Origin of the sequence: Kosakonia sp. S57 (assembly GCF_016516575.1) — a bacterium.
Lineage (GTDB): Bacteria > Pseudomonadota > Gammaproteobacteria > Enterobacterales > Enterobacteriaceae > Kosakonia > Kosakonia cowanii.
In genome coordinates, this window is sequence record NZ_JACVUL010000006.1 from 32054 (window position 1) to 44523 (window position 12470).

Sequence of the window (12470 nt, forward strand, 5' to 3'; positions counted from 1 at the left end):
GATAAAACATAGAGAGAAAATATTCATAAGCTGTCCTGTTTTATGAAAATTTAAAAGCATCGGCCAGATTCAGTTTTGCTGCGCGTAATGAAGGACGCAGCGAAGCGAAAGCCGCGGTAATAATCGGTAAGAAAAAGGTAAACCAGACCGTATCTATATCCGTGGTTTTAATAAATGCGGTGTAACCCTGTGACTGTCCCGGCGAGGGCGGCATCACAATGCCTTTAAAATTAATAAGCCAGGCAAGAGCGAAACCTATTGCCAGACTGCCTGCCGCACCGATAATGCCAATAAAGATCCCTTCCAGAATAAATAGCCGTGTGACATGCCATGGCCGAAGTCCGATAGCGCGCAGGGTGGTAATTTCGCGGGTACGCTCAATGATATTCATGGTGAGCGAGTTGCCGATCATAAAAATAACGATCACCGCGACAAGAAGTTTTATAAAGAAGTAAATCCCGGAGAGAAGATCTTCAACCTGCTGGTAAAACGGCGAGACACTATTCCACTCTTTTACGATTAACGGTAAGTGATGTTGGGCAATAAAGTGTCGAAGTTTAGCCGCAAAGCCTGAGACGTTTTCCGTATTAAGCAGAATCAACACTTTGCTGACACCCTCAGTTCCCATCAGACGCTGCGCAGTCGTTAACGGCATCTTCATTGCCGTATCATCGTAGTCTTTAATGCCGGAGGTAAAAATTCCGCGTACCTTTAACGAGATAGCGCCCTGGCCCCCCTGGGCATTGACCACCATAATATCTAGCCAGTTTCCATACTTAGCGTTAAGTGATTTGGCCAGCCCGCTTCCTGTGGTCACTTCCTCCGTTTTTACGCGTGATAAGTCGCTTCCAACAATCAGCTTATCGAATGAGCCAAGTTTTAATGCGGCTAAGGGTTCGACGCCGAGGCCGGAAAAATAAGTGGTGGTTTCGTTTTCATAGTGTGAGGCCACGCCAGTAAACTCAAGCTGACCTGAAATCGTTGAAATATCAGCCGATAAATCCGGCTGTGCAAGAATGGTCTGCTTCAACGCCGCATAATCTTCAATTAAGCTCTGATTTTTCTTTGCCCCCTCAAAATAGGCCGGATTATAAATTTGCACATGTCCAATATTGGTACGAATGGTTTGCTCTTTCAAAATCCAGAAGGAGTATTGAATAAAACCGCCATACAGAAAAATGGCGACACCGCCAAGCATTATTGCGGCCAGTGTGGATAAAGTGCGCCGCCGATGGCGAAAAATATTCAATAAAGCAAACTGCGCATCTCTGAATCGAAATAATAAACAGAAAAGAATAAAAAGCAGGATAGCGCTCATCGCCAGATTAACGAATAACATGGTGCATTCCCTTACTTCTCTTTTAATAGTGGCATAACTATCTGCGTCATCTCTTGCAGATCCCACTCTGGTGCGGTGCCAGGCGGCAGAAGGGTATATTTCTCCGCGCGCGTTCCCGCTTGCCTTAATTCGTTTAACAGTTGCCCGGCGTCGTGCGACAGCCCGCAATCAATGAGTGCGCGGTAGCGCATATAACGAATGGGGATGAGCATATTCTCATAGAATAAGTCCGTTGCGTTTATCAGCCGTTCGGTATCATGCAGAGCGATGATGCACCGACCGCTTTTTGCAGGTAAGTAAGCATCAATACGCGCACGTAAATAGTGTAATCGCAGATTATCGTCGTTTGACTCAACCGCCTCATCGAGATAGAAAAAACCAGTTTTTGCATACTCTGCGGCGTGGATAAAGTCATTTATCGCCGCATAATGTTTGGCCTGTTGTAACAGACCGTAGGCGTAAAAGATCAGCGAGGCGACATGGTGTTCACGGCGATACTCATTCCATAATGCGGAGGTGGTTTCGATCAGCGCGTTTTGTTGTGCTGGAAAACCCTGCGCTATTATTTTCTCAACTTCAGACGCTGGCGCGGCAAAGGCCATATTGACCACCAGCGATAAACCAGTGATTACACTCCGAAGTGGATACCGTTTACCGGGCCGAATCATAAGTTAATTCTCCATCCGTGATTTCAATAACCCGCTTTGCCCGATCCTTGAGCTGGGTGGAATGCGTGGAAACGATAAAGGTGGTTTGTGTTTGCTGATTAATTTTTAACAGCAAATCCATGATCGCCTGGCCGGTGGCTAAATCCAGATTGCCCGTCGGTTCATCGGCGACAACAACGCCAGGCTGATGCGCAAGCGCGCGGGCAATCGCCACACGTTGCTGCTGACCACCGGATAATTGGCCCGGTTTTCGCCGGGCAAGCTGCGCGAGGCCGACGCTATCGAGCGCATGTAATGCACGCGCTTTCGCCTCTTTTTTATCGCAATAGCCGTTGAGAACCAGCGGATAAAAAATATTATCCAGCACGTTCAGCACCGGGATCAGATTGAAGAACTGGAAGATAAAGCCGAGATGTTGACCACGAATCGCGGCCATCTCCTTTTCGGGAAGAGCGTTGAGCAGATGATTTAAAAAAATAACCTGTCCGGTGCTCGGCCGATCAATTCCGGAAAGGATATTAAGCAGCGTACTTTTGCCGCTGCCGGAGGGTCCGCACAGCGCGATAAACTCCCCTTTCGCAATCTCAAGGTTCACCCCTTTTAATGCGCTAACCTGGCTTTCACCTGTGCCGAACTGTTTTGAGATATCGCTGAGAACAATGGCTGGTAGAGCGTTTACGCTGTTTTTCATGCGCCTTCCTTTTCCATGTCGATCCAGCTGTCGAACCAGGTGCTACCGCCGAAACTGTCTTTTACGATAGTGCGTATTTTTGTCCCGCGAGGAACGTGCTGTTGCAGGTACTCCCAGCTCAGGGCGGGGGTTAAACAGCCGCTGGAACCAAAAATGGCGCTGAGATCGAGCATGTTCACCGCCTGTTCAGGCTCAATGGGGTGTGTGGTCGGTCCGGTATGCGCAAACAGGACGATATCGCTCGCATTCTTATAGCGTTCACGCTGAGTTTGCGCGCCATCCTGCCAGCTATGGTAATTTCCGCAGCGAACACTGATGCCACCTGCGCGGCGGCTAAAAATAAAGCAGCCGGCACGTTCAACGCTTAAGTGAATACCGCTTACTTGCTGCGCCCTTCTGTTCCCGGCCTCGCCCGCTAATGCCGCTTCGGAGAAGAGCAGCAGCGGTATCGCGCGCCAGGCGGCGCACACCACCACAAAATCAAATGTATTCCAGCAAAGATAATCCTGCGCGCTGCGCATCGCGGCGATAAGTGATAATTTCTCGCCGCGCATTTTGCAGCTGACATCTTTGATGGCGAATTTCTTCAGGAGATTTTTCGGCAAAGTATCGATAGTTGAGGTGTGCAATGCGCTGCTGATATTTTCAAAAATGGCACTCTCGCCCCACGCATCAACGTAGATAAATGCGGTGCGCGATTTTAATAACAGCATCCGTTCTTTTGCGCCCAGGCTCTGTAATGCCCTTTCCGCTGCCTGCTCAAGCGCCTCGATATAGTGGATATAGTCCGGTTTACGCACCATCTCTCCCGCATAGACCGCTTTGCTGGTTCCGAAGCGCTTAAAGCCCCAGCCACGTTTAGCCGTTGCTTTCAGCGCCTGGTTATAGAGATGCGATTCCCAGACATTTAGCCATCCAGGGGAGTAAATATAAAAATCATCTTCCGGCTCAGTCATCGCAAAGGCATTAAGATACATTGCATCGTTCATCGACTGGTCTCCTCTTTCGCGAAGAGAGAGATGACGACGCCGATAATTGAGCCATCCACGCCGAGACCGGTTTTTAACAGGTGTAGCTTTTGATGGGGCATGATCGGCTGATTAACCAATAGCTGATGAGATATTTCATCACTTATTTCATCGTTCGCCACTGCCGGAATTAACTCTCCCTTTCGCAACGCCTCTGCACCAATAATGAGATCGATAAGGCCGGAGCCGGTCGCGGTATAACCCATCATGCCTTTATAGGCCAGTAGCGGTATCTTCTGCTCGCCCACCAGCATTGAAATCGCTTTTGCTTCCGATTTGTCGCTGGTTGAAGAGCCATTGCCGTGCGGAATAATGGCGCAGAGCTGTTCTGGCGTCACCGCGGCTTCACTCAGTACGCTGCGCATCACTTTTAAGAGATTAGAGCTGAGCCAGCCGGTATCGTGGCTACGCCCAGCACTGGTCTGGATGTAATTTGATTTCAGGCGGACAGTGGTGTTCCTCTCCTGACTGCCACGATATCCATCGCGCTCCAGTAACATCACCGAACAACCTTCTGCAAATAAGACTGCCTGGCTGTTTTTACCAAACGGCTGTACGACCTTGCTTGCCAGCATCGACTGATTTTCGAGGAACCAGATATCCTGAGTGTTAATTTTTGAACAATTAATAATACAAACCAGATCAAGGCCGCCGCGCTCAATTGCCTGACAACCCAAATGGATGGCCGTCAACGCGGAATTACTGGTGCAATGCATCGCAGCAGGCAGGATTTGCAGGCGGTATTTTTCTGCCAGTTTAAAAGCCAGATAATCCTGGGACATATTTCTGACATGCAGATTTTTTATCGAGGCAGAGAGCGCAACGTCTTCAATATCGTTTTTGTCGTAAAAGGATTTGTAATCCATCGCATCGATGCGCGGTCCGAGACCGGTCAGATAGACCCGCGCAGACTCCCCTGCCAACGCGGCAGAGGTCAAACCTGCCTGCGCCATTGCCTCTTCGATTAAGCGGTAGATCAGGTCAAGATCAGACTCCTTTGTCGCATTAAGCCTGGCCACGCTGACATTACGCTTAAACCCACATTTGATAGCTTCCTCTTCGCTGGCAAACCAGGGCGCGGTGTTAACGCACATACCCTGCCGCAGATTGTTCATCAGCTGCTCAGGATGATTTGCATAAGGTAATGCAAGGCTGTAGCCGGAAATCAAAGCTGCATTTTCCACGGCGTTATCCTTTTATAACCATCGCGTAGTAGTTGCCGCCCTCAGTGGCGCCGACCAGCAGCGCATGGCGAACAGCAAGCTTGAGTGGTTGGCGCACAAAATTCATTCGCTTATCAAAGAAGGAGTCGGTGCCAGTAATCGCCGGTACAGTTTGCGTTTTCATGCACTCGGTAAGCACCAGCAGGTTCAACAGACCAGCCGCCGATGCGACAAAACCGAAGTAAGCGTTGTAGTTAACAACCGGCACCTGCGGGTGCGACTGATGGAAAACCGCGTGTAAGGCGTCGATCTCAACCTGCGAATGCGCTGGCCCGCCATGGCTGCTGCCGCACACCAGATCGATCTCGTGGGCACCCAACCCGGCATCGGCAAGCGCACGTTGAATAGCCAGCACCAGGGCAGCCGATTTATCGCCTGACTGGGCAGGATCAAACCAGCTGTTATCACAGGATTTGCCGTAGCCAATGATTTCGGCCAGTACCTCAACTCCGCGCTCGCGAGCAGCCTGCGGATCCTCAAGCAACAGCATGCAGGCGCCTTCGCCCGGTACATACCCTTTTGCCTTCTCGCTATAAATTTGATAATCGGCCGCATCGGCGATCATGGCGATTTTCTGCGTAACGGCATCCATATAGAGCGCCATGGAGGGAAAATACTCATCTGCGCCGCCGACAATGACCTGCGGCTGCAGATTCTGCCGCACAAGTTCGTAACCATAGGTCAGTGCGCCGAGCGCAGCGTTTTCACCGGTTGCAAGCGTCGTGGTATAGCCTTTGATCCCTTCAGAAATACCGCAAAAAGTGGCAATAGCGTTCATTAGCGAGCCGGGAAATTCCGAAGTGCGAACTTTGCGCGGATCGGGTTTCAGGCTTTGCAAATATTTATAGGTTGTCTCCTGCGGACCGCGTGACATGCCCATCACCATGCCAAGGTTTTCACCGTCGCGCTTAATTTTGCGCTTAGCGCTGTTTAACGCCTCTGAGAGCGCGACCAGTGCAAATGTTCCCCCGCGAGTGGCTTTACGTGAATCAAAGCGGCGCAGATATTTGCGGGGTTCCAGATTGTTCACCTGAAAAGTTTTAAAACACGTCTCCTCTTCCGGCAGCCTTCCCGCCCGCACGGCGTGCTCACTGCCTAAGATGTCGCTCAGTTGGTTGGTTTTCTCCAGAACCGCTAACAGCTCACGCGCCTCGGTGAGGGTATCCTGCGGGAACATCACGCTGCCCAGGGTTCCGGTAGCGCTGCGCTGCCAGATGTTATGCAAGATGTCGCCTACCGTGTGACCAATAGCCGTTACGGCGCCAGCGCCGGTTATTGCAACGCGTTTCGGGGAATAGTGTGTTACAGGTACGGTTCCGGGTCGGGTGCTGATAACCATGCAGCAGTTATTACCGCCAAAGGCATAGTTGTTTTTCAAAAAGAGATTAACTTGTTTCTCTCTGAACTCATTTGCCACGTAATCCAGATCGCAATTGGGACGCGGGACAGAGAAGTTGAGCGTAGGCAAAACGATATTGTCAGGTAGCGTGACCAGACAGGCGATTAACTCAACGATGCCGGCTGCGCCGATGTTGTGACCAAAATAGGACTTTGTTGAGCTGACAAGCAAATCCTTGCGGTGGGCGAAGACTTTATTCATCGCCATGGTCTCTATCCGGTCGTTGGCTTCCGTTCCGGTGCCGTGCGCATTGACGTAGTCAATCTGGTCAGGGGTGACGCCCGCGTTCTCCATCGCCTTGAGCATCACCTGCACCGCCCCATTAGCACGCGGATCGGGTCCGGTCTCGTGGTAAGCGTCGCAGGATGTGGCATAGGAGATGATTTCGCCATAGATAGTGGCCCCGCGTGCTATGGCATGCTCATACTCTTCCAGTACCAGCGCCCCTGCACCTTCACCGATTGACATGCCGGGCTGGCCAGAGAAAGGGGTACAGGCATCCGGATGCATAACGTTAAGGGCGTAGAAACCGGCAAAGGTCGGCAAATAGATCGGTTCCGTTCCCACGGCAAGCATGGTTTTGCTTTTGCCGTTTTGCAGATAGTCGAACGCCATGCCAATGGCGTTTGGGCTGGCCGTACAGGCGGTCGCTACCAGTTCAACCCCGCCTTTCAGACCAAGCAGCGTTGATACACTTGAACAGCATGAGGCGAATCCGCCGGCATAAACAGCCTTACGCAGGGAAAAGTCTTCGATGCGCTGTTCAAAGAGTGGCAGAAAGGCTTCGGTACCCGCAGAGGAGACGCCAACAATTAACCCCGTCTCTTCCAGTACAGGAGAGTTTGTGAGAAGCCCCGCCTGGTTTAACGCATCCTTACCCACTTTATAAGCCCAGAGCGCAGCGTTATCCAATGACTGCACAATCTCATCAGCTAACTCAGGGAACTGAATGTCGTGCAACACCTCCGCGGCACGGGCATTTTCGAACCATTTAGCAAAACGTTGGCTATCCGTTACGCCACATCTCTTATTAAGAAGTGCGGATTTAAAATCCTCAAGATTTTCAGCCAGAGACGAGAGTATGCCCATCCCGGTTATAACGACTCTTTTTCTACTACTCTTCATTATTCTTCCCTGCAGCGGTAATGATAAACAGACCGCCCGGATCGAGGCGGATAACAACGCCAGTCGGCGCATTTGCATAAAGCTGGCGTTATGGATGATTACGCGTGTCGTGCTTTCATAGCGTCGATATAACTGTGCTCCGTCGGGCTGACTAACAAACTCAAGTTATAAAGGAAGGGAAGATTTTGTGTTTTCGCCGGGATCTTCGCGGTCGCGGTTTCGATAGTGAAGCCTGAAATATCTGACCAGGCGTAATCATGATCGAGCAGCGCGAGGGCAATGGGTGCGCCCAGTGCAGGAGACCAGGCGGATTTAATGATGACGCCAACCTGCCGATCATCGACCAGCACTTTGTCATTGGAAGCAATAACGGCGCTATCCGTCAGTGGAGAAATACCGATAATTTTACGTTTTGCAGGCGCGAGGGAACGCTCAATAGCCGCGTCTTTACCGATAAATCCCTCTTTATCGTATTGCACTGCCCACTGCATTTGCAGCTCAACCGGGTGACGGCTGAAATCGGCATAGATACTTTCATCCCAGCACATATTCTCGATGCGCACGGTGCGTTGGTAATCAAGACCGCCGGTTTTTAATTGATATTTTTCACCTTTTTCAACAAGCATTGACCATGTATCAACGAGCGTTGGCTGTGGGCCAATTAGCAGATAAGCAAACTCCCCGTGTTTGCCGCAGCGAAAGAGGATCAGTTCTCCGTCCTGATTAATATATTCATGATAGGGTAAGCCGATAATATCGAAGCCATAAACTTCCGCGAGTAACTCCCAGGAGTAAGGGCCCTCAACCATAAGCGCCCCCCACGCCTCCTCCGTCATCGATTTAATAGCAGGTAGCTCTGCGATCTCCAGCTCTTCAGGATGCTGGAGAAGGTTATTAAGAGAGTTGATTATATCGGACGCGGAAATGTTTTCTGACAAAATATAGTAACCGTCCGGCGTACATAAAATATAGGCATCACCTCTAATGGTGCCATCCTCATTAAGCACCAAGGAATAAAGCCCCTGCTCATCGCGAATAATGGAAACATCAGCCGAAGCAAGATGATTGACTAAAGCCCATGCATCATCCCCCATAACGCTTACTATAGACATGTGAGAGTAATCAACCAGCAGGGCATTCTCTCTTACCGCTTTATATTCGATAGCAGGCTCGTGATAAGCAGCTGGGAGTAGATGATTATTGAAAATACCCATTTTAGCCTTGCCGGCCAGATGCAAGTCATGCAGCGATTTCATAGAAGTCCTTATTAAAGTAGTTAAGCGAAATTAAGCCTGACGTTTCGTTATCACAAAAGAAGCAAGGCTGTTAATGCTGCGCATATAAGAAGGGTTATCGCTTTCACTTACTTCAATATCAAAAGTCTTATCCAGCATTACGATAATCTCGGTGGCGTCAACGGAATCTAATTTCAGCCCATTGCCAAATAAGGGGGTATCGTCGTCAATTTGTGACGGCTCGCGAGAGATGTTTAAACGCTGGACGATCTCTGTTTTGATGGTAAACAGAACCTCTTTACGCTCTTCGATTTTACTTTGCATTATTGTCATGCTTTTCATCCCTGTTATTTAGTTTCACGAAAATTGATGATGGTGCCATCGCTTATCTTTTTCTTACCGACATTTGCCGTAACGGAGTAGTGTTTGAAACCAGCGGGGTCAGTAAAAGAAGGCCTGCTTATCACTTCGATGGTATCTCCCGGATAAGCAATATCCTTGAATTTCAAGTTCTGAGATGCCAGAACGCCACGGACTTGCGCCCGGCGCTCGCGAATAATTGCGATTAATTCCGGCCTGTGAATAACATTATGAATATCGCGTAAAGTGGTTAGTGACATACCAAAACGTTCGGCACAGGCGTCGCAAACATCGCTAATAAAAGAGAAATACTCACTCGCCTGACCAAATATCTCCGCAACAATCACACCCGGCATAATAGGATTTTCGGGAAAATGCCCGGTCAGATAAGGGTCGTTATAGGTAACATGTTTGATTACCCGGATATAACCATTTTCACCATATTTATACTCTTCTATACGATCGACCATTATAAGAGGCTGGCGCCAGGCGCCCATCTCAAGAAAGAGCTTTGGGGGAATAGCGTATTTTGACATAAATCACCGCATGACCAGCCCACCATCAATAACGATGGTCTGCCCGACGATATAGCTGGATGCTGAGGAAGATAACCAAACGATGGTATTCGCGACTTCATTACAGTCTCCTAGCCGCTTGAGGGGAATAGAGTTGGTCACATCACGAACGACGGTCCTTGAAACTTTTTTAACCATCTTTGAGGCAATCATACCCGGCGCCACGGCGTTGACACGGATTCCACGTGGAGCAAGTTCAGCAGCCAGAGTCCGGGTAAAACCGAGTAAAGCCCCCTTAGAAGCGCTATAATTTGCTTGCCCAACACTGGAAATAATTCCTGCGATAGACGCTACATTAATAATCGTCGCGCCTTCCGCGCTCCGTAAGAGCTTCAACACATCTTTCGTAAGATGAAAGGTGCTTAACACGTTGGTTTCAATCACGGTATTGAAATCCTCGAAACTCATTGAGGAAAAAAGATTATCTTTAACGATACCCGCATTGTTAACGAGAACGTCAAGCCGCTCGATAGCTGAACTAAGATGGATAACCAGATCACTCACACTCGCGGGATTAGCAAGATCGCACTGCAAAATTGTTAAACGGTGGCCATTGCCGTGACGCTCGCTTAATAAACGAAGAGGTTCGGCATTGCTTTTGAATATTGCATAGACGTTACAGCCCTGATCCAGGTATTTCTCGCATACCGCTAGTCCTATATCGCCGCTTGCGCCTGAGACAAGCACGTTTTTCGTATTCAAATCCTTATATGTATACATTCTATTCCTTTATCCTCGCTCAGGAGATAATTGTCACTGCAATAGCGTGTGTTCGACAATGGGATATGCTCAGTGAGATATGTTCGATATCTCTCTCTTTAATTATCTGAGCTATCCGACCGGAAAGAGAAAAATAGGGACATCCGAAACAGTCATGCTGGACCTCCATATCCTGAAAAGTTATCCCCTCACGGAACCCCAAACCTAACGCTTTCACAAGAGACTCTTTTGCAGCCCAAAAACCTGATGCTCTCTCATAATCCAGACACTCTGCGATAAATTTATCTCTCTCTGAAAGAGTAAAGACACGATGGAGAAAAACATCCCCACCATTATTTATTGCTCGTGTAATCTTGCTTACTTCAACAATGTCCGTACCAAGGTAAAAGCGCTTTTTAGCCATAGTTATTAAAGCTGATAACTGATGTTAAATTTCGCCGTAAAATCATCGACGATCATCTTTGAGGGAGAGAGCAAAGGAAGCGACAAAGATAGTTCATATCCTAAAGACTGGACATTCCCTTTGACTCCTCCCGTAACCCCCACGAGTTTGTTGCCACCATACATTTGCAGCGTAGACTTGCTCCCACCTACTTGCCCATAATCAGCCCCGAAGAAAGGGGTGACCCCGTTAAAGCCAGTGTTAACATTAAGAGTATTTTGTATGTAGAAACCATTTATTGCATCAACACCAGAACTGTTTTCAAACCCTCGAACACTCCAACGATTACCAATATTAAACTGATCCTGAATCGTTAGTGCTGCGGGGCTGTATTGCGCACCGATGGACATCTCATACCAGGCAGGCAGAGATGACAACTCCAGTGCCTTTAAATATTTCACATTTAAATTAAAGATATGACTGGCGCGGTCCACGTCGCCAGATGACATATCTGGCGTTTCTTTTCCGGCTAGCCATTTAGTAAACCGCTGCCAACTTATTGTTGAATCTAATGAAGCACCATCAAACCCCTGAATATAATTGAAGGCCAGTTTTACGTTGCTCATATCGCGTTTCTGCATTGCCAGTTTGACACCGCCAAACTCATAATCAGCTTTTCTCTTGAAAATTTCCAGGCTTGCAGAAAGTTTTTTTGACATATCGCGAAAAAGCAGGCGCGAAGTTTTAAAACTGTAATATTTATTCCTGCCAATATAATCATAATCCCAGCCAACAATGGGTATATTTTGATTTGAGACGCTAGTGCTATAGATAAATTCATAGTCCCAAAAACCATATGGGAAAGAGTACAAAGCGGTTATATTTTTGTAGCCTCCAGTTGTACTACTCGCACCGGAAAGATAACCCATGTCGCTTATTCCAGCGATATTGAAGAGATAAAATGCACCACTCGTTATATGTTGCCCAGTGCTTTTATCGCCCCAATTACTATAGTTTGCTTTTGCACTCCATTTTTTTGTACGGTGGGTATTTATAATGATATTGCTATAACCGTTTTGATTTCCGGGTGCGACATTTATCTTAACATCAACTGCGGGCGTTCTTTGCAAATTCTCAAGCCCCTGCTCTATATCCCTTAGATTAAGAATATCGCCCTCTTTAAAAGGCAGGATGTGAGTGTTAACGTCACCACTTTCAATTAAAATGCGCTCTATCCGACCCGGTGTGACCGTTATAACAAGCGTGCCTGTAGTTAAATCTTGACTGGGAATGTCAATGCGCGTTGTTACAAAGCCGGCATTAATAAAGTAGTCTTGAATAATTTTAGCCAGACTGCGAATACCATTGACACCGAGACACTCCCCAGTGAATTTATTTTTAATACCCTTAATATTTTTATCGTTTATAAAATCATTACTAAGAGTAAACCTGGTTATGGGATAGCATACTTTCTCCTCAGGAATCTTGATATTATTAATAATCAACTCTCTTTTATCAGAGAAAACATCTTTCTTCTCAATTTTGTTCTCACGCAATAGATTTGCGTCGTTGCGCTGCTGTTCCCTCGCAAACTGGTCAAGATTGTCGGCTGCGGTTACATGAAAGCAAAAGAAACAAATAAGAAAATGTATTTTATAGAGTTGCACTATTTAGGTCACTCGGATTGAATTAAAAGCAGCAGCGGCGCTGCTGCTTTTATAATGT

Annotated in this window: 12 protein-coding genes; all 12 read right to left on the reverse strand. The window is 48.0% G+C overall.

The window, feature by feature from the left end; genetic code table 11:
- Nucleotides 1-40: 40 nt before the first annotated feature.
- The 12 genes from IAE48_RS07415 to IAE48_RS07470 all read right to left on the reverse strand — a co-directional run bounded on the left by IAE48_RS07415 (nucleotide 41) and on the right by IAE48_RS07470 (nucleotide 12412).
- Complete coding sequence (locus IAE48_RS07415) at nucleotides 41-1339, reverse strand: ABC transporter permease (RefSeq protein WP_200133950.1); 1299 nt, start codon at nucleotides 1337-1339, stop codon at nucleotides 41-43.
- An 11-nt stretch (nucleotides 1340-1350) separates the two neighbouring features.
- On the reverse strand, nucleotides 1351-1941 hold the full coding sequence (locus tag IAE48_RS07420; protein ID WP_233631480.1) for a hypothetical protein: 591 nt from the start codon (nucleotides 1939-1941) through the stop codon (nucleotides 1351-1353).
- A gap of 49 nt (nucleotides 1942-1990) precedes the next feature.
- Nucleotides 1991-2698: an ABC transporter ATP-binding protein gene (locus tag IAE48_RS07425; protein WP_200133952.1), complete on the reverse strand. Its 708-nt coding sequence runs from the start codon at nucleotides 2696-2698 to the stop codon at nucleotides 1991-1993.
- Nucleotides 2695-3687 carry an ATP-binding protein gene (locus IAE48_RS07430; RefSeq protein WP_232045009.1) on the reverse strand — a complete coding sequence of 331 codons (993 nt, stop codon included), beginning with the start codon at nucleotides 3685-3687 and terminating at the stop codon, nucleotides 2695-2697. Before IAE48_RS07430 ends, IAE48_RS07425 begins: the two co-directional genes overlap by 4 nt.
- Nucleotides 3684-4910 (reverse strand): beta-ketoacyl synthase N-terminal-like domain-containing protein, encoded by a 1227-nt coding sequence (locus IAE48_RS07435; protein ID WP_200133953.1) that lies wholly within the window; start codon nucleotides 4908-4910, stop codon nucleotides 3684-3686. Before IAE48_RS07435 ends, IAE48_RS07430 begins: the two co-directional genes overlap by 4 nt.
- Nucleotides 4911-4914: 4 nt before the next feature.
- Complete coding sequence (locus IAE48_RS07440; RefSeq protein ID WP_200133954.1) at nucleotides 4915-7473, reverse strand: beta-ketoacyl-[acyl-carrier-protein] synthase family protein; 2559 nt, start codon at nucleotides 7471-7473, stop codon at nucleotides 4915-4917.
- Between the two features lie 98 nt (nucleotides 7474-7571).
- Nucleotides 7572-8729 carry an aminomethyltransferase family protein gene (locus IAE48_RS07445; protein WP_200133955.1) on the reverse strand — a complete coding sequence of 386 codons (1158 nt, stop codon included), beginning with the start codon at nucleotides 8727-8729 and terminating at the stop codon, nucleotides 7572-7574.
- Nucleotides 8730-8759: 30 nt separating this feature from the next.
- On the reverse strand, nucleotides 8760-9041 hold the full coding sequence (locus IAE48_RS07450; RefSeq protein ID WP_200133956.1) for an acyl carrier protein: 282 nt from the start codon (nucleotides 9039-9041) through the stop codon (nucleotides 8760-8762).
- Nucleotides 9042-9055: 14 nt separating this feature from the next.
- Nucleotides 9056-9604, reverse strand: a complete 549-nt coding sequence (locus tag IAE48_RS07455; RefSeq protein WP_200133957.1) for a 3-hydroxyacyl-ACP dehydratase FabZ family protein — start codon at nucleotides 9602-9604, stop codon at nucleotides 9056-9058.
- Between the two features lie 3 nt (nucleotides 9605-9607).
- The gene (locus IAE48_RS07460; RefSeq protein WP_200133958.1) at nucleotides 9608-10363 is read right to left on the reverse strand and encodes an SDR family NAD(P)-dependent oxidoreductase; all 756 of its coding nucleotides are present in this window, start codon (nucleotides 10361-10363) and stop codon (nucleotides 9608-9610) included.
- A gap of 19 nt (nucleotides 10364-10382) precedes the next feature.
- Nucleotides 10383-10766, reverse strand: a complete 384-nt coding sequence (gene acpS, locus IAE48_RS07465) for a holo-ACP synthase (RefSeq protein WP_042713458.1) — start codon at nucleotides 10764-10766, stop codon at nucleotides 10383-10385.
- 5 nt (nucleotides 10767-10771) lie between these two features.
- Nucleotides 10772-12412, reverse strand: coding sequence for a ShlB/FhaC/HecB family hemolysin secretion/activation protein (locus IAE48_RS07470; RefSeq protein WP_232045010.1), 1641 nt, complete (start codon nucleotides 12410-12412; stop codon nucleotides 10772-10774).
- Nucleotides 12413-12470 lie beyond the last annotated feature (58 nt).